At 69.0% G+C, this 20,900-nt stretch carries 23 protein-coding genes and 2 pseudogenes; 12 read left to right on the top strand and 13 right to left on the bottom strand.

Going from position 1 to position 20,900, the window contains the following annotated elements:
* Positions 1–144 precede the first annotated feature (144 nt).
* Positions 145–627, bottom strand: coding sequence for a CarD family transcriptional regulator (locus tag QF037_RS25815; protein WP_003953493.1), 483 nt, complete (start codon positions 625–627; stop codon positions 145–147).
* Between the two features lie 615 nt (positions 628–1,242).
* Between QF037_RS25815 and QF037_RS25810 the strand changes: the two genes are divergently transcribed.
* A complete protein-coding gene (locus QF037_RS25810) occupies positions 1,243–1,905 on the top strand; it encodes a DUF461 domain-containing protein (protein WP_307029052.1) in 663 nt (220 codons plus the stop codon).
* A gap of 240 nt (positions 1,906–2,145) precedes the next feature.
* On the opposite strand, the gene QF037_RS25800 is transcribed toward QF037_RS25810, so the two are convergent.
* Both QF037_RS25800 and QF037_RS25795 read right to left on the bottom strand, forming a co-directional pair.
* Entirely contained in the window at positions 2,146–2,826 is a 681-nt protein-coding gene (locus tag QF037_RS25800; protein ID WP_266890667.1) for a response regulator transcription factor, read from the bottom strand.
* Complete coding sequence (locus QF037_RS25795) at positions 2,823–4,070, bottom strand: sensor histidine kinase (RefSeq protein WP_307029049.1); 1,248 nt, start codon at positions 4,068–4,070, stop codon at positions 2,823–2,825. The genes QF037_RS25800 and QF037_RS25795 overlap by 4 nt, the downstream gene beginning before the upstream one ends.
* A 235-nt stretch (positions 4,071–4,305) precedes the next feature.
* Between QF037_RS25795 and phoU the strand changes: the two genes are divergently transcribed.
* Both phoU and QF037_RS25785 read left to right on the top strand, forming a co-directional pair.
* The gene (gene phoU, locus QF037_RS25790; RefSeq protein ID WP_307029047.1) at positions 4,306–4,995 is read left to right on the top strand and encodes a phosphate signaling complex protein PhoU; all 690 of its coding nucleotides are present in this window, start codon (positions 4,306–4,308) and stop codon (positions 4,993–4,995) included.
* Positions 4,996–5,137: 142 nt separating this feature from the next.
* Positions 5,138–5,296, top strand: a complete 159-nt coding sequence (locus QF037_RS25785) for a hypothetical protein (RefSeq protein ID WP_307029045.1) — start codon at positions 5,138–5,140, stop codon at positions 5,294–5,296.
* Positions 5,297–5,365: 69 nt separating this feature from the next.
* On the opposite strand, the gene QF037_RS25780 is transcribed toward QF037_RS25785, so the two are convergent.
* From QF037_RS25780 to QF037_RS25760, 5 genes are all read right to left on the bottom strand, one after another.
* Complete coding sequence (locus tag QF037_RS25780; RefSeq protein WP_307029043.1) at positions 5,366–5,917, bottom strand: hypothetical protein; 552 nt, start codon at positions 5,915–5,917, stop codon at positions 5,366–5,368.
* A 72-nt stretch (positions 5,918–5,989) separates the two neighbouring features.
* Complete coding sequence (locus QF037_RS25775; protein ID WP_307029041.1) at positions 5,990–6,415, bottom strand: hypothetical protein; 426 nt, start codon at positions 6,413–6,415, stop codon at positions 5,990–5,992.
* Between the two features lie 299 nt (positions 6,416–6,714).
* Positions 6,715–7,041, bottom strand: coding sequence for a GYD domain-containing protein (locus tag QF037_RS25770; protein WP_307029039.1), 327 nt, complete (start codon positions 7,039–7,041; stop codon positions 6,715–6,717).
* A 231-nt stretch (positions 7,042–7,272) separates the two neighbouring features.
* Entirely contained in the window at positions 7,273–7,674 is a 402-nt protein-coding gene (locus tag QF037_RS25765) for a hypothetical protein (protein WP_307029037.1), read from the bottom strand.
* A gap of 292 nt (positions 7,675–7,966) precedes the next feature.
* Entirely contained in the window at positions 7,967–8,254 is a 288-nt protein-coding gene (locus tag QF037_RS25760; protein WP_307029035.1) for a DUF3303 family protein, read from the bottom strand.
* A 337-nt stretch (positions 8,255–8,591) separates the two neighbouring features.
* Between QF037_RS25760 and QF037_RS25755 the strand changes: the two genes are divergently transcribed.
* Positions 8,592–8,954: a hypothetical protein gene (locus tag QF037_RS25755; RefSeq protein WP_307029033.1), complete on the top strand. Its 363-nt coding sequence runs from the start codon at positions 8,592–8,594 to the stop codon at positions 8,952–8,954.
* 80 nt (positions 8,955–9,034) lie between these two features.
* Here QF037_RS25755 and QF037_RS25750 read toward each other — a convergent pair.
* A pseudogene (locus tag QF037_RS25750) lies at positions 9,035–9,313 on the bottom strand (hypothetical protein); the annotation flags it as partial.
* 43 nt (positions 9,314–9,356) lie between these two features.
* On the opposite strand from QF037_RS25750, the pseudogene QF037_RS25745 reads away from it, so the two are divergent.
* The 4 genes and pseudogenes from QF037_RS25745 to QF037_RS25730 all read left to right on the top strand — a co-directional run.
* Positions 9,357–10,262: pseudogene (locus QF037_RS25745) on the top strand (tyrosine-type recombinase/integrase); the annotation flags it as partial.
* A 107-nt stretch (positions 10,263–10,369) separates the two neighbouring features.
* Complete coding sequence (locus tag QF037_RS25740; protein WP_307029031.1) at positions 10,370–10,612, top strand: DUF4760 domain-containing protein; 243 nt, start codon at positions 10,370–10,372, stop codon at positions 10,610–10,612.
* Positions 10,613–10,675: 63 nt separating this feature from the next.
* Entirely contained in the window at positions 10,676–10,981 is a 306-nt protein-coding gene (locus QF037_RS25735; RefSeq protein ID WP_075033595.1) for a transposase, read from the top strand.
* The gene (locus QF037_RS25730; RefSeq protein ID WP_307027911.1) at positions 10,978–11,871 is read left to right on the top strand and encodes an IS3 family transposase; all 894 of its coding nucleotides are present in this window, start codon (positions 10,978–10,980) and stop codon (positions 11,869–11,871) included. The genes QF037_RS25735 and QF037_RS25730 overlap by 4 nt, the downstream gene beginning before the upstream one ends.
* Positions 11,872–12,064: 193 nt before the next feature.
* Here the strand turns inward: QF037_RS25730 and QF037_RS25725 are convergent, their stop codons facing one another.
* Positions 12,065–12,826 (bottom strand): phosphoglyceromutase, encoded by a 762-nt coding sequence (locus QF037_RS25725; RefSeq protein ID WP_046258768.1) that lies wholly within the window; start codon positions 12,824–12,826, stop codon positions 12,065–12,067.
* A 154-nt stretch (positions 12,827–12,980) separates the two neighbouring features.
* Between QF037_RS25725 and QF037_RS25720 the strand changes: the two genes are divergently transcribed.
* Positions 12,981–14,240 carry an MDR family MFS transporter gene (locus QF037_RS25720; protein WP_307029028.1) on the top strand — a complete coding sequence of 420 codons (1,260 nt, stop codon included), beginning with the start codon at positions 12,981–12,983 and terminating at the stop codon, positions 14,238–14,240.
* 146 nt (positions 14,241–14,386) lie between these two features.
* Complete coding sequence (gene fxsT, locus QF037_RS25715; protein ID WP_307029026.1) at positions 14,387–17,023, top strand: FxSxx-COOH system tetratricopeptide repeat protein; 2,637 nt, start codon at positions 14,387–14,389, stop codon at positions 17,021–17,023.
* 3 nt (positions 17,024–17,026) lie between these two features.
* On the opposite strand, the gene QF037_RS25710 is transcribed toward fxsT, so the two are convergent.
* Positions 17,027–17,452, bottom strand: coding sequence for a DUF2000 domain-containing protein (locus QF037_RS25710; protein ID WP_307029024.1), 426 nt, complete (start codon positions 17,450–17,452; stop codon positions 17,027–17,029).
* Between the two features lie 49 nt (positions 17,453–17,501).
* Here QF037_RS25710 and QF037_RS25705 point away from each other — a divergent pair, with 49 nt between their 5' ends.
* The gene (locus tag QF037_RS25705; RefSeq protein WP_307029022.1) at positions 17,502–18,296 is read left to right on the top strand and encodes a helix-turn-helix transcriptional regulator; all 795 of its coding nucleotides are present in this window, start codon (positions 17,502–17,504) and stop codon (positions 18,294–18,296) included.
* Between the two features lie 101 nt (positions 18,297–18,397).
* Positions 18,398–18,850: a hypothetical protein gene (locus QF037_RS25700; protein ID WP_307029020.1), complete on the top strand. Its 453-nt coding sequence runs from the start codon at positions 18,398–18,400 to the stop codon at positions 18,848–18,850.
* Positions 18,851–18,865: 15 nt separating this feature from the next.
* Here the strand turns inward: QF037_RS25700 and QF037_RS25695 are convergent, their stop codons facing one another.
* Together QF037_RS25695 and mshA are read right to left on the bottom strand one after the other, a co-directional pair.
* Positions 18,866–19,384, bottom strand: coding sequence for a YbjN domain-containing protein (locus tag QF037_RS25695; protein ID WP_307029018.1), 519 nt, complete (start codon positions 19,382–19,384; stop codon positions 18,866–18,868).
* Entirely contained in the window at positions 19,377–20,714 is a 1,338-nt protein-coding gene (gene mshA, locus QF037_RS25690) for a D-inositol-3-phosphate glycosyltransferase (protein ID WP_307029016.1), read from the bottom strand. Before mshA ends, QF037_RS25695 begins: the two co-directional genes overlap by 8 nt.
* Positions 20,715–20,900 lie beyond the last annotated feature (186 nt).

Here is a 20,900-nt window from a genome sequence, read left to right as displayed (position 1 = left end):
ACAGATCGGCGTCCGGGCGTGAACATGCCGCAGCGCCCGGCGACAATGGATACGTCATCGGGCACCGCGGCATTTCTTTGCAGCGTTTCCCTCTTCAGAGAACGCGGCAATGTGCTGAGCCGGGTCTGGCGGCAGCGTGCGTCGTCAGGACGCGAGGACCTCGTCGAGCAGGGCCTCGGCCTTGTCTTCGTTCGTGTTCTCCGCGAGGGCGAGCTCGCTCACCAGGATCTGGCGGGCCTTGGCGAGCATGCGCTTCTCACCTGCGGAAAGTCCGCGCTCACGCTCACGACGCCACAGGTCACGCACGACTTCCGCGACCTTGATGACATCGCCGGAGGCGAGCTTCTCCAGATTTGCCTTGTAGCGACGCGACCAGTTCGTGGGCTCCTCGGCGTACGGCGCGCGCAGCACCTCGAAGACCCGGTCCAGTCCGTCCTGACCGACCACATCACGCACGCCGACGAACTCCGCATTGTCCGCTGGCACACGTACCGTCAGATCACCCTGGGCGACCTTCAGCACCAAGTAGGTCTTGTCCACGCCTTTGATCTGGCGAGTTTCGATAGCCTCGATCAGCGCGGCCCCGTGATGGGGATAGACCACGGTGTCGCCAACCTTGAACGTCATGTGACAGGTACCCCTTCCGTGGCTATCCAGGGTAACACGGAAACTGCGGGTTCTGAATGGCGTTTTCGCAGGTCAGGGCATATCTCGGGGGTTGACAACAACAACAGGAACGTGCTGCGCGGGCCGAGCGGAAGAAGGTATTCGCAGGTCGGAGCGGCTCTCCGGGGGAGGTGAAACGCGTACGTTACACACATCCGGAGGCCCTTCAGTGTAGACGAACGTCCCCATATGTCTGGTTCCGTGTGTGCGACTTCCGCTACTCCGTTCGGTGCCCCGGAGTCGCTTCCGCGCCGTTTCCGGAATTGATCACTCGCAATCGTGAGCGCCCACCGGATCAGCCCGTGATCAATTTCGTGGGCGATCGCGATTTCCTTCACGGAAGATTTGCGAGGGGCGTGGAGGCCTCTTATGTGAATGGCGGACGAGTGCGGCTCAAAGTGGCCCGTGGGTCACTTGTGGGGGGGTGGTGACTAGCCCCTGCGGTGCGGAAGACGGCCCGTTGGGGAGGGTCGGGTGCGGTGACGCGGGAACGGCTCGGTAACCTAAGGCCCGCTGACAGACACTTAGGGCGGCTTTATGCGCCCGCTCCGTTCGAGTCAAGGAGTTGCCGCCCCCGTGAGCAGCAGCCTTCGACGCGGTGGCCTCGCGGCCGCCGCCATCGCGTTCTCGATCGCCTCGCTCTCCGCGTGTGCGGCCGGCAACAACGCCCAGACCCTGGAGGTCAAGCCGGACAACGCGGCCACCTCCGTCGGTGACATCAAGATCCAGAACGCTGTCGTCATCACCCAGCCCGACCTGGAGTCGACGGGTCCGGCCGTGATCTCCGCGACCCTGTTCAACAACGGCCCCACCGCCGAGACGCTGGACTCGGTCACCGTGGCCGACGCCGGCAAGACCGCCGAGCTCGCCGCCGCCAAGGGGAAGGGCAAGCTGACCATCCCGGCCGGCGGCTCCCTCGTCATCGGCGGTGAGGGCAACGCCTCCGCGGTCCTGCCCAGCAGCCGTGAGGCGATCCAGGACGGCAACGCGCAGAAGATCACCTTCAGCTTCAGCAAGACCGGTGACGTGAGCCTGCGGGCCTTCGTGGTGCCGGCCAAGAGCTTCTTCGAGAAGTGGGGCCCCACCGAGATGCCCGAGGCGCCGGGCACGGGCGGGAGCACCTCGCCCTCCCCGACCGGGTCGGCCACCGGCACGGCCTCGCCCTCGGCGACGGAGACCGCGACCGACGCGGCATCGGCCTCCGCCACGCCGACCGAGAGCGCTGCCGCCGGGCACTGAGCGGTCGTACGACGACTGGTTCGTCGCAGACGAAAGGGCGGGACCTCTTCGGAGGCCCCGCCCTTTCGTCGTCGTACGGCTTACGGCTCGAACTTGTACCCCAGCCCACGCACCGTCACCAGATACCTGGGGGCGCCCGGGTCCGGTTCGAGCACCATCCTCGACGCACCCCTCGCACCGCTACGCGGGCTTCGGAGTGCTGCGCCGGACTCCGTCCGTCGGCTCACCAGCCGGGTCGCTCTACGGCTCGAACTTGTAGCCCAGACCCCTGACCGTCACCAGATACCTGGGGGCGCCCGGGTCCGGTTCGATCTTGGCGCGGAGGCGCTTGACGTGGACGTCGAGGGTCTTGGTGTCGCCGACGTAGTCGGCGCCCCAGACGCGGTCGATGAGCTGCATGCGGGTCAGGACGCGGCCCGCGTTGCGCAGGAGCATCTCCAGCAGGTCGAACTCCTTGAGGGGCAGGTCGACCTTGGAGCCGGAGACCGTGACCACGTGACGGTCCACGTCCATACGGACCGGACCGGCCTCCAGCGCGGCGGGGCTGACCTCCTCGGGCTCGCCGCGGCGGCGCAGGACGGCCCGGATACGGGCGACGAGTTCGCGGGACGAGAAGGGCTTGGTGACGTAGTCATCGGCTCCTATTTCCAGGCCGACGACCTTGTCGATCTCACTGTCCTTGGCGGTGACCATGATGACGGGCACGTTGGAGCGGCCGCGCAGCTGACGGCAGACCTCGGTGCCCGGCAGGCCGGGCAGCATCAGGTCGAGGAGGACGAGGTCGGCGCCGTTGCGCTCGAACTCGTCGAGGCCGTCGGGGCCCGTGGTCGCGACCGCGACCTCGAAGCCCTCCTTGCGGAGCATGTACGACAGGGCGTCGGAGAAGGACTCCTCGTCCTCGACGACAAGCACTCGGGTCACGGAAGGACCTCCGGGGCGGGAAGCGGTTCGTACGGGGATGGGTCGGGTCCGTCCTCGTCATCGAGGTCGGCCGGGTGATGTGCGCGGTCGCGGGCAGCCCCCGCCTCCGGCAGCCGCAGGGTGAACGTGGAGCCTTGTCCCTCCGAGCTCCACACCGTGACCTCCCCGGCATGGGAGGCGGCCACGTGTTTGACGATCGCCAGGCCCAGGCCGGTGCCGCCGGTGGCACGGGAGCGGGCCGGGTCGACGCGGTAGAAGCGCTCGAAGATGCGCTCCTTGTCCTTGTCGGAGATGCCTATGCCCTGGTCGGTCACGGCGATCTCGATGAGGTCTCCGCCGGGCGCGGTGACCCGGCGGGCGGCTATGCCGACGCGGGTGCGGGCCGGGGAGTAGTTCACGGCGTTCTCGACGAGGTTGCCGAGGGCGGCGGCGAGCTGGCCGCGGTTGCCCCAGATGCTGAGGTCTGCGGTGCCGCCGGCGGCCATGGTGATCTGCTTGGCGCCTGCCTGGTGGCGGCAGCGGTCGATGGCCTCGGCGACGAGTTCGCCGATACGGACGGGTTCGGCGTCCTCCAGGGGGTCGTCGTTCTGGACCCGGGAGAGGTCGATGAGCTCCTGGACCAGGTTGGTCAGCCGGGTCGCCTCTATCTGCATGCGGCCGGCGAAGCGTGTCACCGCCTCGGGGTCGTCGGAGGCGTCCATGACAGCCTCGGACAGCAGGGAGAGGGCGCCGACCGGGGTCTTGAGCTCGTGGCTGACGTTCGCGACGAAGTCGCGGCGTACCGCCTCGATGCGGCGGGCCTCGGTGAGGTCCTCGACCAGGAGGAGAACCAGCCGCGAGCCGAGGGGGGCGACACGGGCGGAGACCGCGAGGGCCTCGCCGCGTCCGGTTCCCCTTCTCGGCAGATCCAGTTCCACCTGTCGTATCTCTCCGTCTCTCCTGGTGTCGCGGGCCATCAGCAGCATGGGCTCGACGGCGAGCTTGCCACCGCGGACCAGGCCGAGGGCGTAGGCGGCCGAGCTGGCCTTGACGACACCGTCGGCCTCGTCGAGGACGACCGCGGAGGAGCGGAGGACGGACAGGACGGTGTCCACGCCCGGCGGCAGCACCGGGTCGGTGTGCAGCGAGGTACGGGTGGGTCGCTTCTGTTCCCGCTCGCTGAAGCGGAACGCCAGCATGGCGATCACGCCGGTGAGTGCTCCGGCGATCGCTGCCACTGCGGCGACCGCCGCGTTCACGTCCATGCGTCCAGGTTAGGCATGGGATCGCTCCTGGCCACAGCCTTCGAGGTGCGAGCTCGAACACTCGTCGCCCAGAGTTCACCTAGGAGCCAGTGATGGTTCATTTGGGGTGACGGAAATCGACGCGTACAGGGCCGAACGTGGGAGCGTGGGGTTCACAGCGCCGGTCGTCGGATGTTTCCGGTGGCTGGTTCTGGCCCCCGGAACCCCCGAGGCAGACGTAAGAGAGGGATCCCAGATGCGGGACGCGTACCACGAGGAACTTGACTCGATCGGCGACGGTCTGGTGGAGATGGCCCGGCTGGTGGGGTCGGCGATCGGTCGCGCCACGACGTCCATCCTCGACTCCGACCTGAAGCTGGCCGAGAGCGTCATCGAGGCCGACCAGAGGGTGGACGACCTTCAGCACGAGCTGGAGGCGCGGGCCATAGCCCTGCTGGCCAGGCAGCAGCCGGTGGCCACGGATCTCCGTATCGTCGTCACCTCCCTGCGGATGTCGGCGGACCTGGAGCGCTCGGGCGACCTCGCCCAGCATGTGGCGAAGCTCGCCCGGCTGCGCTTCCCGGAGCGTGCCATCCCGCACGACCTGCACGCCACGATCCTGGAGATGGGCCAGCTCGCCCAGCGCCTGATGGCGAAGGCGGCGGAGGTCATCATCACCAAGGACGTCGACCTCGCGCTCCAGCTGGAGCAGGACGACGACGAGATGGACCTGCTGCACCGCACCCTCTTCCAGCACCTGCTGGACGACCGCTGGAAGCACGGCATCGAGACGGCGGTGGACGTCACCCTGCTGGGCCGCTACTACGAGCGGTTCGCCGACCACGCGGTGTCGGTGGCCAAGCGGGTGGTGTTCCTGGTGACGGGTGAGCACGCGGACGATCTGCAGGCGGACATCCAGCCGGCGACGGGGGTGGAGGGGGCCTGAGCCCCAGGCCTGTCGGGGGTGTGCGGGGCCTGTTCGGGGCGCGTGCAAGCCTCAATGCGCCGTTGATGCGACCTCGTGGGCGGGCATGCAATGGGGACAGGGTCTGTGCCGAGAGTCAGACCCTTGCCCCGAGGAGGGACCCATGGCCGAATCCCCCAGCACCCCCACGCCCGACCCCGCGCAGGAACGCCCGACCGAGCAGCCCGCCGAGATCAGGAACCTGATGCTGATAGGCGCGTGCGGCTGTGGTTCGGGCTGCGGGTGCGGGTGCCAGTCGGGCAATCCGTGCCAGTGCGGCTGACGCCGCGATTCTTGTCGTACGACGGTGAGGGCCCCGGTGATCGCGCCGGGGCCCTTCGCGTCACGGGGGTCAGGTGCCCCGGGTCCGGTTGACCGTGAGCAGGACGTCCGTGGTGGGCCGGAGGGTGCCGATGCGGCCGGGGTCCGTCTGCAGGGCGATGTCGACGGTCTCCGGCTCCCCGCCGAAGTCGGCACGCCGCTGTTCGACGAGGACGGCGGGCGCGTGGATCTCGGGGACGTCGCCGCACAGGCCGAGGGAGGCGGGAGGTGTGCCGACGTCGCCGGTGAGGAAACGGCCGTCGGCGAGGTGGGTGAACCCGGTCGTCACGATCTTGTGCTGTTCGAGGTAGGCGCGCATCACCCTCGCGGTGCTGCGGAAGGCGACGGCCAGCTCGACGTCTCCGTCCTTGGCGGCGGGGTGGGTGACGTAGTGGACGTCCCGTGCGCCGGACGGCATCGGCAGGCCCACGACGTCGAGCTCCTGTTCCAAAGGCACGTCGCTGCCCTCGCAGGCCCGCGCGTCCGCGAACGGATACCCCTTGTCCGCGGCCACGAGCCATCCGCCCACCGCCAGTACCGCCGCGGCGAACCCGCCGCCGACCGCCCACCACACGCGTCGCATGGGGCGCACGGTAGGGGTGGGGCGGGCGTGCGGTCGGGGAGTTGTCCGGAGGTTGACGGACTCCTTGCCCGCTCAGAACCACTCCTTCCACCACGGGACGTCGGGCGAGGAGTAAGGCAGGACGCGGGCCCGGCGCAGGATGACGGCGTCGAGGTCGTGGAGCAGGGCGCGGAGTTCACGGGCGGACCTGGTGGGCAAGGCGTGGAGCACCTGTTCGAGGTGGTCGCGGAAGTACCCCGGGTCGCACCCGCACCCGGCAATGCCGCAGGCGTCGACGTCGCGGGTCAGATGGGCGAGGGGGCCGTGCGCGAGAGCGGCCCAGTACCGGAACACGCTGTCCGTGTCCCCCGGCGAGAAGCGTCGGTGTTCGAGCCTGCGGATGTCGGCGGCACAGCCCGCGGAGATCCGGCCGATACGGGGACGTGGACGGGGGTGCCGGGAAGGTCGTACCCGCACCGGCGTCGCGGCCCGTACCGCGGAGGGGCGCCTACGCGGCATCGCCCTTTCGGTGGTGAGTCATGCGCGCAGGTTAGCGGGGCGGGCGAGCCGGCCGCACAGACAAACCCCCTGCCTGCGGGAAGGCCGCGGGCAGGGGGCTTGATTCGTGCGGCTTACTTCTTCTTGCCCTGGGTGTTGCCGGGGATCTTGGTGAGCTGGATATTTGCTGGTCAGGGGCAGCGGGCTCGTACGCCTGGCGGTGGTCGTCGGTCGTCATGGGCCACTGTCGAGCGGCCTCGGACGGCCCAGGGACGGCCCGAAAGCTGGGACTTGTTCGTCGCTGCCTGCCACCTGGACCGCTACGCGCCGGGGGCCCGGTACTGGATCTGCCCGGCTTTGCGCAGGGCATCCAGGGCTTCGTCGACGGTCAGGAGAACGGTCGTCTCGAACGAGCTGAGCGCGCCGCCTCCGCTGATCGCCAGGGCGACCGCGGCCATGGAGACGTTGTCGGGGGCCTCCCACAAGTTGTAGCCGTCGCGGGTGCCGAACGCGTACCAGAAGCCGTGGAGCTTGCCGCCGACGGACTCGATGTACGACTGCGCGGCCTTTGCGCGGTCCTCGGGGTGGCCGATGAGTCTCGCCCAAGTCTCCGGCGTGTAGCTGAACCTCGATAGATAGAGCGGCATCATGTCTCCCTTTCGTCCCAGCAAGGCATGCCCCGCAGGGTGGGATGGGTCCTCGATGCCGCGCGGGTCTCCCCCGAACGGCCGGGAGCGATGATGACCAGCATGGCCACTGCCGTGACACCCCCTCAGCTTGGGAAGCTGCGAGCGTTTGCGAAAGGTCCGGGCGCTGACCTGGGTGAAGGATCGATGAGCGGCCTCACTGGGCTCAGCGGATCGTGTGGCTGAGTCGGCTTACCACTTCCGCCACTTGTCTGTGAGCCGGCACCGGCCGAGGCCGTGGCGGGCGGTCAGGGCGACCACATCGACGCCGTGCTCGGTGAGCGACTCGTCGATGTAGTCGCACAGCTCTTCTCGTTCGTCGGTTTCGAAGGCGCCGCCGTTGTCGGCGTCGTCCACCGCGTCGAGGGCCAGGACGACGCGTTCCACCACAGCAAAGACCTGCTCATCGCCGGCCTCGCCAAGTCCCGGAAGCTCACCCTCAAAGGCGTCGAGGACTGCGTCGGTCGCCGCAAGCAGCCCCTCGGGGTACAGCGCTGCCATGCAGGCGCCCTCGGGGTCCAAGGTGCCGGCGGCAAGCTCCTCGGCTTCCTCAGCTATGCCGTGCCGCCAGCTCGTAGCCGGTCTCTCAGCCATGGGCGGGAGGCCTCGCCCAGTCTCCGGCCATGCCGCACGATCTGGGACGTCAGCCAGCGGCGCCAACCGTGGCACCAAGGCCGATATCAGTGGCTGCTGTCAGCTTCCGCGGTCCGGATGGGCCGGTTCAGTGTCCTCACTGAGGAACACGGCGGCCAAGGGGGGTGGCCGGATAGGAGTCTCCAGACCTGCACGGTCCCGCGACACCGAATGGCTCCGCACCCACCCCCCGCACAACCTTCTGATCCGTAGTTCTCTGTGGATCGGCATGCGGGCGCTGAGGTCAGCTCTGCTACTTCAGGGCAGCAAGGCCCCTCTGCAAATCGTCGAGGTTCATGACCGGCTCAAACGTGACCTCCGCGCCCATCTCCTGGAAGAACGGATCGGCGATGGAGGGCAACTGCGAGCTGTCCTGCATGTCGAATACGAGAATCATGGAGCGCCCGCCCTCAGGAGTGAAGTAGGCGGCCTCCGGCCTCAGCTGCTCGATCGCTGACTTCAGCGAGTCGGGCATCGCTCCGCCTTTCGTCACCTGATTCGACATCTGGGTGTCCATGCGGGCCTTCATCATCATCCGCATCGCACGCTCTCCTCGCGCACCGCGACCTGCGCGGTTCCGTCCGCGCTCGCTGGGATCCGGTGCATCCCGCTCAGCTTCACCCCGTTGATCACCGGCCGCAACATTTCCTGCGCCCTACGTGACGCCAAGGAGAGATGACGTTGCCATGCACAGACATCTACGAGGTCGGTGGAGTCTCAATGGCCCATTCAAAACCCGCTGTCTGGCCCTGTTGGTGTCAGGTACTGGTGTCAGTGAAGAGGGGTGCTCTTGACGAATCCAACACAGCGTACTGGGGCTTGTACGGTCGATCATGAGGGACGCGGGGAACCTATGGACGGGCGGCGCGGTGGGTGCCATGATCACGCTGGCGTCCGGCGTGGGCCTGGCGCGCAGGGGAGGGATCATGAAGCTCTACCTCGCCATACCTCTTGTTCTGCTGGCGCTGCTCGTCGCCGCCTCCGGCGTGGCGGCGGTTGCCCGTGGCTGGGTGCTCCCCATGAACCGTCGCCACGTCCGCGGCCCTCACCTCTATGGCTGGGGCCAGCTGGTGGTGGCCTTCGCGCTGTGCTGGCAGGCGGTCTTCGGGCTGGTGATCAGCGACTCGGATACCCGGCTGTGGGGCACCCTGACCGGCAACGTGATTCTGGTGGTCGGCATCATCGTCATGACGGTGGGCCAGCTCGCGGGTGGTAATCGAGAGGGCAACGGCACGCCTTAGCCGCCCACTTCCTTAACAGCAACCCGCCCCAGCTCCCGTCCCAACGGACCCGCGGTCGGGAACGGCGCCCCCTCCACCCGGCGGGTCTGCGCATGGGTGATCGTGACCGTGCAGGGCTCGGAACGTAAGAGGGCTTGCCGGGTTGCGATGCGTCCCTGGGAGAGCCAGGCCCATGCCGTGTCGGAAGCGTCGGAGTCCAGAGCCGGAGAGATGGTGCGGAGCGTCACCGCAACCCATCTGTCTGCCTGGGAAGCCGAGTAAGCGTCGAGGGATGCCCGGAGCGTTGGCCGTTCCTCCTCGGTGAGGTCCTGGGTCCAGCACTCGCACCAGTAGCCGTGGCGGGGTCCGTTCGTCAGCACGGGTGGCCTCCTGGCGCCGACCCCTCCGCCGTCCGTGACCGACTTCCCGTACTTGGGATTGCGCCCGCTCGGTTCCTTCCAGTCTGCGCACATCCGAGACTGGGTTCGGCAACTGAGCGAGAACGGCATCCGGGGCTCGTACGCCCGCACCATCTACTCCAACGTGCGTGCCGCCCTCAGCGCAGCCGTGGACGACGGGCATCTTCCCCGGAATCCGTGTGCGGCTCGATCGGTTCGGCCACCGGCCGTGGACAACAGGCGAGTCGCTCCCTGGACACCTGAACGAGTCTTCGCCGTCCAGGCCGGCATGACCGAGCGGTACCGGGCCATGGTCGACCTGGGCGCCGGATGTGGGCTTCGCCAGGGAGAGATCCTCGGCGTCGCCGTCGACGCGATCGACTTCGAGTCGGACACGCTCCACGTGGTCCAGCAACTGAAGCTGAGCCGGAGCAAGGCCGTGTTCGCCCCGCCCAAGGGCGGCAAGCTGCGGGACGTGCCGCTTCCTGGGTCGGTCGCCGGTGCGTTCCGGGAGCACATGAAGCGGTTCTTGCCAGTCGAGATCACCTTGCCGTGGAAGGTGTCCGACGGGCCTCCGGTGACCAATCGGCTGATCTTCACCGGGCCCCGTGGTGGGCACGTCTGGCGCACCTCGCTCAACGAGGAGGCGTGGAAACCAGCGCTCGCCGCTGCCGGGGTCATCCCTGTTCCGGAGCGCGGCCAGCCCTACGCCGAGTCCCGCGAGAACGGGATGCATGCGCTCCGGCACTTCTACGCGTCGGTGCTGCTGGATGCCGGGGAGAACATCAAAGCTCTCGCCGAGTACCTCGGCCACTCGGACCCGGGCCTGACGCTCCGCGTGTACGCACACCTCATGCCGTCGAGCCAGGAGCGCACTCGTAAAGCCGTCTCTGCTCTTTATCCGGCCCCTGCTGCCGTGGAAGCTTCTTGAGGTCCACCCGCATGGCTAGCCTCCAAGCATGGGCCTGTCGCTCGCGCTAAACCTCTTGGCTGTCCTGGTAGCACTGACCGCGCGGATACAGGGCTCTGCCGTCCGAAGTGAAGCGCGACATCCGCCGCGTCAGCCTCTTCTATGACGATGTCGGCAAGCTCGTTGCTCACGGTGTAGTGGAGGAGAGCCTGATCATCGGCTCCTACGGCTTGAACATCGTGAACATGTGGGACGTCTTGGCCCCGTACATCTACAAGGAGCGCATTCTCACGACCAAGGCAATGCTCTACTTCGAGGATCTTGCTGCACGAGCCAAGGCAAGACCTATGGAGTCGGTGCACGCTCACTGAACCTTCCCCTTGATCGTGGACACCTGGAGACTGGGACGTGAGTTCCAGAGGAAGTAGTGCCAGGTGGGAAGTAAGAGCAACCGCAGCAGGCGGTACACGGAGGAGTTCAAACGGGACGCAGTCGCTCTCGTGCGTTCCTCCGGGAAGACCGTCACCGAGGTGGCCCGGCAGCTCGGGGTCAGCGCCGAGGGCCTGCGGAACTGGGTCAAGCAGGATGAGATCGACCGCGGGCAGGGGGCGCCGGGAGAGCTGACGACGGCCGAGCGTGAAGAGCTGCGCCGGTTGCGGAGGCTGGCCGCCGAGCAGGCGGAGACGATTGAGGTGCTGCGAAAAGCGGCGGTCTTCTTCGCGAAGGAGAGCGATCGATGAGCCAGGTGTACGCGTTCATCGAGGCGGAGAAGACCACCCACCATGTTGCTCTGCTGTGCCGGCTGCTGAAGGTGGCCCGCTCCTCCTTCTACGCATGGCTGGCCGGTGAGAAGACCAGGCGGGCGAAGCAGGCCGCGGACGATGTCCTGGCGCACGAGATCACCGTGCTGCACCTCGCCTCCCGCGGCGCCTACGGAGTGCCGCGCATCCACGCCGGACTGCGCCGGCTCGGACACCGCGTGAACCGCAAACGGATCGAGCGCGTCATGCGTGAACGCGGCATCAGCGGCGTCACACGGCGCAGGCGAAAGGGTCTGACCCGCCCGGCCAAAAGGGCGGTGCCCGCCCCGGATCTGATCGCCCGCGACTTCACCGCACCGGCGCCCGGGGTGAAGCTCGTCGGCGACATCACCTACATCCCCACCGACGAGGGCTGGCTGTATCTGGCGACCTGGCTGGACCTCGCAACCCGCGAGATCGTCGGCTACTCGATGGCCGACCACCACCGCGCATCCTTGGTCGTGGACGCACTGGGCATGGCTGCCGGACGTGGCCGGCTCCAGCCCGGCTGCATCGTGCATTCGGACCGCGGCAGTGAATACACCTCGGACGAACTACGGTGTGAAATACGCCAGTTGGGACTACGGCAGAGCATGGGCCGCACCGGCTCATGCTTCGACAACGCCGCCGCCGAGTCGTTCTTCGCTCTACTGAAGGCGGAGCTCGGAACCCGCCGCTGGCCCGACCGTGCCAGCGCCCGCGCGGACATCTTCGCTTTCGTCGAGACCTTCTACAACCGGCAGCGCCTGCGCCGCCATCCGCTCTGGGGCTACCTCACTCCGCTGGAGACCCGGCAGCGTCTGGAACAACAACACGCCCTCGTGGCGTAAGCATCGAGTGTCCAAGATCACGGGGAAGCTTCACACCTCCGGTTGGGGCAGTGCCCGCCGTAGTACCCCGTCCGCACTGTCTCTGACCGTGCAGGTCGTTCCGTGCACTCCCACGGCCCAGCGACGGCCCGAGGACAGCAACGAGCCCCCTACCAGCGGACAACCTGCAGGTAGGGGGCTCGTTCAGCTCTGGTTACTTCTTCTTGCCCTGATTCTTGACCGCCTCGATGGCCGCCGCGGCCGCGTCGGGGTCGAGGTAGGTGCCGCCCGGGTTGAGGGGCTTGAAGGCGGCGTCGAGTTCGTAGGACAGCGGGATGCCCGTGGGGATGTTCAGGCCCGCGATGTCGGCGTCGGAGATGCCGTCGAGGTGCTTGACGAGGGCGCGCAGCGAGTTGCCGTGGGCCGCGACCAGGACCGTGCGGCCCGCGAGGAGGTCGGGGACGATGCCGTCGTACCAGTACGGGAGCATGCGCGTCACGACGTCCTTGAGGCACTCCGTCCGCGGGCGCAGCTCCGGCGGGATCGTCGCGTAGCGCGGGTCGTCCGACTGGGAGTACTCGGTGCCGTCCTCGAGCGCGGGCGGCGGAGTGTCGTAGGAGCGGCGCCAGAGCATGAACTGCTCCTCGCCGAACTCCGCGAGGGTCTGCGCCTTGTCCTTGCCCTGGAGGGCGCCGTAGTGACGCTCGTTCAGGCGCCACGAACGGTGGACCGGGATCCAGTGGCGGTCCGCGGACTCCAGCGCGAGCTGTGCCGTACGGATGGCGCGCTTCTGGAGGGACGTGTGGACCACGTCGGGGAGGAGATCGGCGTCCTTCAGGAGCTCGCCACCGCGGACCGCCTCCTTCTCGCCCTTCTCGTTCAGGTTCACGTCCACCCAGCCGGTGAACAGGTTCTTCGCGTTCCACTCGCTCTCGCCGTGGCGGAGGAGGATCAGCTTGTACGGTGCGTCGGCCATGCGTATGAGCGTAATCCACCGACTCGATCGCTTGTGCCTCCGCTCGGCAGGCGGACGGTTGACGAGATCTGTTAATTGAGTGGCCTCCCCGAGCACGCCGATTGTAAGTTGCCGTTGCCGCCAGAGACACTTACATCATCCCGGGGGATCCGCCATGTCAGCAGCCACCTTGAGACGTGCCCTGCGGGAATCCGTCTCCGGTCTCCCCCGCGCGTTCTGGTGGCTGTGGCTCAGCACCCTCGTCAACCGGCTCGGCGCCTTCGTCGCCACCTTCATGGCGCTCTACCTCACGCTCGACCGCGGGTACTCCGCCGCCTACGCCGGTCTCGTCGCCTCCCTGCACGGCCTGGGCGGTGTCGTCTCGTCCCTTGGGGCCGGTGTCATGACCGACCGGCTGGGACGGCGGCCCACGCTGCTCATCGCCCAGGCCTCCACCGCCGCCTCCGTCGCCCTGCTCGGCTTCATGCACCACCCCGTCGCCATCGCCGCCGTCGCCTTCCTCGTCGGTATGACGAGCAACGCCTCGCGGCCCGCCGTGCAGGCGATGATGGCCGACATCGTGCGGCCCGAGGACCGGGTGCGCGCCTTCTCCCTCAACTACTGGGCGATCAACCTCGGGTTCGCCATCTCCTCCTTGGCCGCCGGGTTCATCGCCGAGTTCAGCTACCTCGCCGGCTTCCTCCTGGAGGCCGGCATGACGGCCGCCTGCGCGATCGTGATCTTCCTGAAGCTGCCCGAGTCGCGGCCCGAACGCACCCCCACCGAGAAGGCGGCGGACAACGAGGTCGGGCTCGGCACCGTGCTCCGCGACGGGCGCTACATGGGTGTCGTCGGGCTGTCCTTCCTCATCGCCCTCGTCTTCCAGCAGGGCTCGGTCGGACTGCCGGTGGCGATGGGCGAGGCCGGGTTCACACCCGCCGACTACGGCATGGCGATCGCCGTCAACGGCATCCTCATCGTCGCGTTGCAGATCCCGGTCACCCGGTTCATCCAGGACCGCGATCCGCGCCGGCTGCTCGTCATCTCGTCCCTGCTCGCCGGATACGGCTTCGGGCTCACCGCCTTCGCCGGCTCCATCGGCGTCTTCGCCCTCACGGTCTGCGTCTGGACCCTCGCCGAGATCGTCAACGCCCCCACCCAGACCAGCCTGGTCGTCCGCCTCTCCCCCGTGCACGGCCGCGGCCGCTACCAGGGCATGTACACCCTGTCCTGGGCCGTCGCCTCCCTCGTCGCCCCGCTGATGTCCGGTCTGATCATCGACCACTACGGCGCGGAGTGGCTGTGGGGACTGTGCGCGGTCGTCGGCACGCTGGCCGCGGTGGGCTACGGCGTGCTGATGCGGCGGCTGCCCGCCGAGGACCCGCTGCCGGCCGAGCCGCCGGTCGCCGCCAAGCCCGAAGTCAGCGCGGCCTGATCCCGGCCACCGCCCGGTCCCGCCACCGTTCCTGACCTGGCATCCCCTGTCCGTCGACTTTTCCCTACACCGGGCGCGGACGCGTTTCCCGGCGGTATACAGGAAGCCGCGGGGGGCCGCCGGGGCCGCTGGGGTGGGAGACGGGCATGTCCGACAGTTCCGAGCCGATCTTCATCAGCTACGCCGGTCCGGACAACGAGTGGGCGGAGTGGGTGGCCTGGCACCTCCAGGAGAACGGCTACCGGGTGGAGCTCGACCGCTGGAACTGGCGCACCGGCGACGACTTCGTGACGAAGATGAACAACGCACTCGACCAGGCGTCCGCCGTCGTCGCCGTCTTCTCCCCGCGCTACTTCGAGGCGGGGCGGTACACCGAGGAGGAGTGGACGTCTGTCATCGCCCGGCGCGGCCGTTTCATCCCGCTCGTGGTCGAGCCTTTGGAGTCCGGCCGGGTCCCTGCGATCCTCGCGCCCCGGCTCCGCAAGGACCTGCACGGACTGAGCGAGCCGGACGCCCTCAAGGCCCTCCTGGACGCCGTCCGGGGACCCGCGCGGCCCACCCGCCCGCCGGCCTTCCCCGGCGCCGCGGCCACACCGTCCGCGCCACCCGCCCCGCACGGCCCCCAGCCGCCGTTCCCGCCCCGCACCGGAGGCGGCCCCACCGTCTGGGACGTACGCGACCGGCGGCGCAACCCGCACTTCACCGGCCGTGAAGCCGTCATCGACGAGGTCCGCGGCAAACTGCTGGCCGAACGCCACGCCGCCGTCCAGGCACTGCGCGGCACGGGCGGCATCGGCAAGACCCTGGTGGCTCTGGAGTACGCCTTCCGGCATGCCGCCGACTACGACCTCGTCTGGTGGGTCGACGCCGAACAGAGCGAGCAGGTCGTGGCCCGCTACGCCGAACTCGCGGCCCGCGTGGACGTGGCCAAGCCGGAGGCGGGCGTCGAGTTCAACGCCCGGTACGCGATGGAGTACCTGCGCACCCGGGACCGCTGGCTGATCATCCTGGACAACGCGGAGGATCCGGAGCAGCTGCGGAGCTGGCTGCCGGAGGGCGGCGGGCACGTACTGATCACGGCTCGCAATCCGGCGTGGAGCGGGATCGTGCCGGGGCTGTCGCTGGGGGTGTTCAGCCGGGAGGAGTCGGTGGCGTATCTGGGGGGCCAGCTGCCGGCCCTGACCGACGATCAGGCGGACGCGCTGGCCGAGGCCCTCGGCGACCTGCCGCTCGCGCTGGCGCAGGCCGCGGGCGTGATGCGGGGCGGGATTCCGGCGGACCGGTATCTGGAACTGCTCAGGACGAACACGGCCCAGCTGCTCGGGCGCAGCAACCTGCCCGACTATCCCGCGTCCCTGGCCGCCACGGTCACGATCGCCGCGGAACGTCTGGAGGCCGACCATCCGGGAGCCGTCGCGGTGCTCCGCCTCGCCGCGTTTCTGGGGCCCGAGCCGATTCCCACGTCATGGCTGGTCACGGCGCGCGACTCGTTGGCGAGTGTGCCGGGGGACGCGGAGGACATCTTCTGGCCGGAGAGCGCACTGACGCCGCTCGGGCGGTACGGGCTGGCGGTGGTGGGGTCGGATGTGTTTCAGGTGCATCGGCTGACGCAGGCGGTGGTACGGGAGACCTACGGCGAGGTCGCGGATGCCGTGCAGGATGATGTGGCGGCCCTGCTGATCGCCGCTGACCCCGGTGATCCGGAACTGCCGACGACATGGCCGCGATGGGCCTCCCTCACGCCGCATCTGACAGCGGCACTGCCCGCCTTGGACGCCCGCGCCGAACTGCGCCCCACACTGCTGAACGCCGCCCGCTGTCTCGTACGCAGTGCCCAGCCTCACGCCGCCCGCGCCCTCTCTGAACGCCTGTACGAGACGTGGTCCGCGTCGCTGGGCGATGACGACCCCGACACCCTGCGAGCCGCCCACATGGTGACCTGGGCCCTGGACAGTCTGGGGGCGCACGGGGAGGTCCTGCCGATCGTCGAGGACATCCTGGAGCGGCGTCGACAGGTGCTGGGCGAGAACGACGGCGACACACTGAGCTCGGCCCACGACCTCGCCGTCACTTTGAACAAGCTGGGCCGATTCAAAGAGTCGTACAACGTCTACCAGGACATCTACGAGCGGCGGCGAGCCACTCTGGACCGGGACCACCCCGAGATGCTCCGCGCCGCATACGGCGTGGCCGTGACCTTGGGCGGTATGGGCGAGCTGGAGACAGCGTGCACCAACCTCGCCGAGGTCCTGGAGTTGCAGCGGCGCTCGCTCGGCGACGACCACCCTGACACCCTCGACACCGTTCACCACCTGTCCACCGCGCTGCGCCAATCCGGCCGAGGTTCCGAGAGCCTCCTCTTCGCCACCGAGGTCCTGGAGCGACGACGGAACGTACTCGGTGAGGACCACCCCGGCACTCTCCGCAGCAGACAGTCCTTCGGCCTCGTACTACGTCTGCTCACCAGGTACGACGAAGCCCACGGTGTGCTGGCCGACACTCTGGAACGCCAGCGGCGCACACTGGGCGACAACCATCCCGACACCCTCAACACGGCCGACAGTCTCGGCAGGGTACTCACCGATACGGGCCGGGCTGGCGAGGCCGAGCAAGTCCTGCGAGACACGAGGACTCGTGTGCAGAAGGTCCTGGGTCGGGACCACTTGCTCTACTCCGCCGTCACACGCGATCTCGCCGACACCCTCGAAGCCCGCGGACGCCAGTTCGAGGCGGCCAAACTCAGAGCATCCGTCCACCGCAAAGGCACCCCGAAGAAGCGCTGACCCTCACGGATGCATCCGCGCCCCCTTCACCACCTTGTCCACCCCGTTCCGCGCCCCGTACACAGCCATCCCCACCACATCCAACTCCCCCGTCCCCACGGCCCGCACCGCCGCCCGGTTGTCCCGGTCGTTCCCCGTCGAGAACAGATCGCCCGTGAACACCGAGCACGGCAACCCCCGGGACACCGCACGCGTATGCGCCGCCGTCAACGTCTCCTTCGTCCCCTCGAAAACCATCACCGGCTGCCGGAACATCGGCAGATAGACCACCCCGTCGGCGTCCTCGTACGGCTCCCCGACCACCTCGGGAACCACCGTGCCGAGGCCGCTGACCAGGAACGCGGTGACGTTCAGCCGCTGCCACGGCTCCAGGTCCTCCCGCAGCAGGACGGCGATCTTCGTGTCGAATCGGATGGGTGCTTCGCTCATGCCATGAGACTGCCGGGCGGCCTACGACACGGTCTTGTACGTTCTTTGCATGGCCACCCGGCAGACCGTCTCCGCCTGGCGCCCCGCCGTCCCGGGCGTCGTGGAGGTCTTCCACGCTCACTACACCGGGTACGCCTACCCGATGCACGTCCATGACGCGTGGACGCTGCTGATCGTGGACGACGGGGCCGTACGGTACGACCTCGACCGGCACGAGCACGGCACCCCGCACGACACGGTGTCCCTGCTGCCGCCGCACGTCCCGCACAACGGCTCCCCCGTCACGGCGGACGGTTTCCGCAAGCGGGTCGTCTATCTCGACACCTCGCTGCTCGGCGAGGATCTCGTCGGGTCCGCCGTCGACACCCCCGATCTGCGGGACCCCCTGCTGCGGCGGCGCGTCGGGCAGTTGCACCACGCCCTCGACCATCCCGGCGACGAGCTGGAGGCCGCCAGCAGGCTGACGTTCATCGGGGAACGGCTCACCGCACAGCTGCGGCCGCGCCTGGTCACCGACGTCCCGCGCGCCGACCCCGCCCTCGCCCGTCGGCTGCGCGAACTCCTCGACGATCGGGTGGTCGAGGGGATCACCCTCGTCGAGGCCGCCGCGCTGGTGCACGCGCATCCCGCCCATCTGGTACGGGCGTTCAGCACCGCCTACGGCATCGCGCCGCACCAGTACCTCAACTCCCGCCGCGTCGACCGCGCCCGGCGGCTCCTCCTGGACGGGGTGCGGCCGAGTGAGGTCGCCACCGCCACCGGCTTCTTCGATCAGTCCCATCTCACCCGGCACTTCAGGAAGTTGGTGGGGGTCACGCCCGGGCGGTACACAAAGGGAGGGTGAGACTTCGGATCACGGCAGGTCGACGGCCGAAAGCGGACGTCCGTTCGAGAGGTTCGCCGGAAGACGCCCGTCCGGTGATCAGTGCCGCTTAGCGTCGGTCCATGGACAACTCAGAGGACACCCAAGGCACTTCACAGCCCGACCGCACCGTGAGAGTCAGACGTTTCTCGACCGCCGTCGTCGGGGCGGCCGCCCTGGTCGCCCTCAGCGTCGGGGCCGCCCTCGCGGCGACCTCGGACGAGGAGCCCACCTCCGAACCCTCCGTGGGGATCAGCGTCCCGGCGGACGGGGACACGGGCGGCTCCGGCGGTGGCGACACCACCGGCGGCAGCGAGCCGAGCCCGACGTTCACGGAACCGGACGACCCCACCGAGGAACCGACCGAGGGCCCCTCCGGCGAACCGTCCGCGCCCAGTGAGCTGGACGAGCTCAACCGGCGTATCTCCGAGCTCGACAAGAAGGTCGACGAGCTGCCCACCAAGAAGGAACTCGCGGACGCCCTGCGCGCGTTCGCCGACGAGCTCGACAAGAGCGACCCTTCCGGCGAGTCCTGACGCGTCGGCCCGGGGTCAGTCGGACCGGTCGGGCCGGTCGGCCGGGCGCTGGGTCAGGTGGGCGAACGCGTCCAGGTTGCGCGTCGGCTCGCCCCGGGCCACCCGCCACTCGTACTCCTTGCGGATCGCGGACGCGAAACCGAGCTCCAGCAGGGTGTTGAAGCTGCCGTCCGCCGCCTCCAGGGTCTGTCCCAGGAGGCGGTCGATCTCGTCGGCGGTGACGGCGGCCAGGGGCAGCTTGGCGGTGACGTAGACGTCGCCGAGCCGGTCCACGGCGTAACTCACGCCGTACAGCTTGAGGTTGCGCTCCAGGAGCCAGCGGTGGACGCCGGACTCGTTCTCGTCGGGGTGGCGGACGACGAAGGCGTTCAGGGAGAGGGAGTGGCGGCCGACCAGGAGCGAGACCGTCGTCTTCAGCTTGCGGGTGCCGGGGAGCTGGACGACGTAATTGCCGGGGGCCGGGCTCTCCCACTCCAGTTCGTTGTCCTGGAGGACACCCTCGATGACCTGTGCCGCCTTCTGCTCCTCAGCCATGGTGGGAGCGTACGCGACGCCGGTGGGCCTGCATCGCGGCCGTGTAGACGTCCGCCGTCGCGGCGGCCGCGGTGTCCCAGCCGAAGGACTGCGCGTGCCGGGCGGCGGCCTCGCCCATGCGGGGCGCGAGGTGGGGGTCGTCGGCGAGGTCGCGGAGCACGCGCGCGTAGTCGGCGGGGTTGTGGCCTCGTACGAGGAAACCTGTCTGCCGGTCGCGCACGGCCACCGGCAGGCCGCCGACCGCTGCCGCGAGGACGGGCGTGCCGGCCGCCTGGGCCTCTATGGCGACCAGGCCGAAGGACTCGCTGTAGGACGGCATGACCAGCACGGACGCGGCCCGGAACCAGTCCGCGAGCTGTTCCTGGCCGACGGGCGGACGGAACCGTACGACGTCCGCGACGCCGAGCCGGGCGGCCAGCTTCTGCAGGCCCTCGGGCTTGGCGAGGCCGCTGCCGCTGGGGCCGCCGACGATGGGCACGACCAGACGGGAGCGCAGCTCGGGCCGCTCGTCGAGGAGGACGGCGACAGCGCGCAGGAGGACGTCGGGGGCCTTCAGCGGCTGGATGCGGCCCGCGAAGAGCGGGATGAGGGCGTCCTGGGGAAGGTCGAGGCGGGCACGGGCGGCGGCGCGGCCGTCGGCGGGACAGAAGCGGTCCAGATTGACGCCGGGGTGGACCACGGCGACCTTGCCGGGGTCCGCGCTGTAGTGGCGTACGAGCTCGTCGGCCTCCTCCGCCGTGTTGGCGATGAGGCGGTCCGCGGCGTCGACGATCTGGGTCTCGCCGATGACCCGGGCGGCGGGTTCGGGGATGTCGCCGTCGGCGAGGTTGGCGTTCTTGACCTTGGCCATGGTGTGCATGGCGTGCACCAGGGGGACGCCCCAGCGCTGGGCGGCGAGCCAGCCGACGTGACCGGAGAGCCAGTAGTGCGAGTGGACGAGGTCGTAGTAGCCGGGGCGGTGGCCGGCCCATGCCTGCATCACGCCGTGCGTGAAGGCGCACAGCTGGGCGGGGAGCTCCTCCTTGGCGAGGCCCTCGTAGGGGCCGGCGTCGACGTGGCGGACGAGTACGCCGGGGGCGAGCTGGACCGTCGGCTCCAGTGCGGCGGTCGTCGCGCGCGTGAAGATCTCGACCTCGATGTTGATCGCGGCGAGGCGCTGCGCCAGCTCGACGATGTAGACGTTCATGCCGCCGGCGTCGCCGGTGCCGGGCTGGTGGAGCGGGGAGGTGTGCACGGAGAGCATCGCGATACGGCGGGGGCGGCGGTGCAGCCTCAGCCGCGGGGGCGCGGCCGGGGAGCGCCGCCCGAGCCTGCTGACGTACTGGCTCACGTGGCGGTCCTCCTCGCAGCGGGCATGCCTGACGGAGGGTGTGGGGAGCCCTCCACGGGGGTGCAACATCGGAGGAACGGGTTCCCATTCCGGGCACGGTGAATTTTGCTGAGGCATTACCGGGGGTCGCTCAACTGTTCGGGGAGTGGATGCGTCAGGAGTGTCTTCGGCGCGCATACCCTCGTA

The organism is Streptomyces canus (assembly GCF_030815415.1).
GTDB classification, from domain to species: Bacteria; Actinomycetota; Actinomycetes; order Streptomycetales; family Streptomycetaceae; genus Streptomyces; species Streptomyces canus_F.
This window is presented reverse-complemented; position numbering and strand designations above follow the sequence as displayed.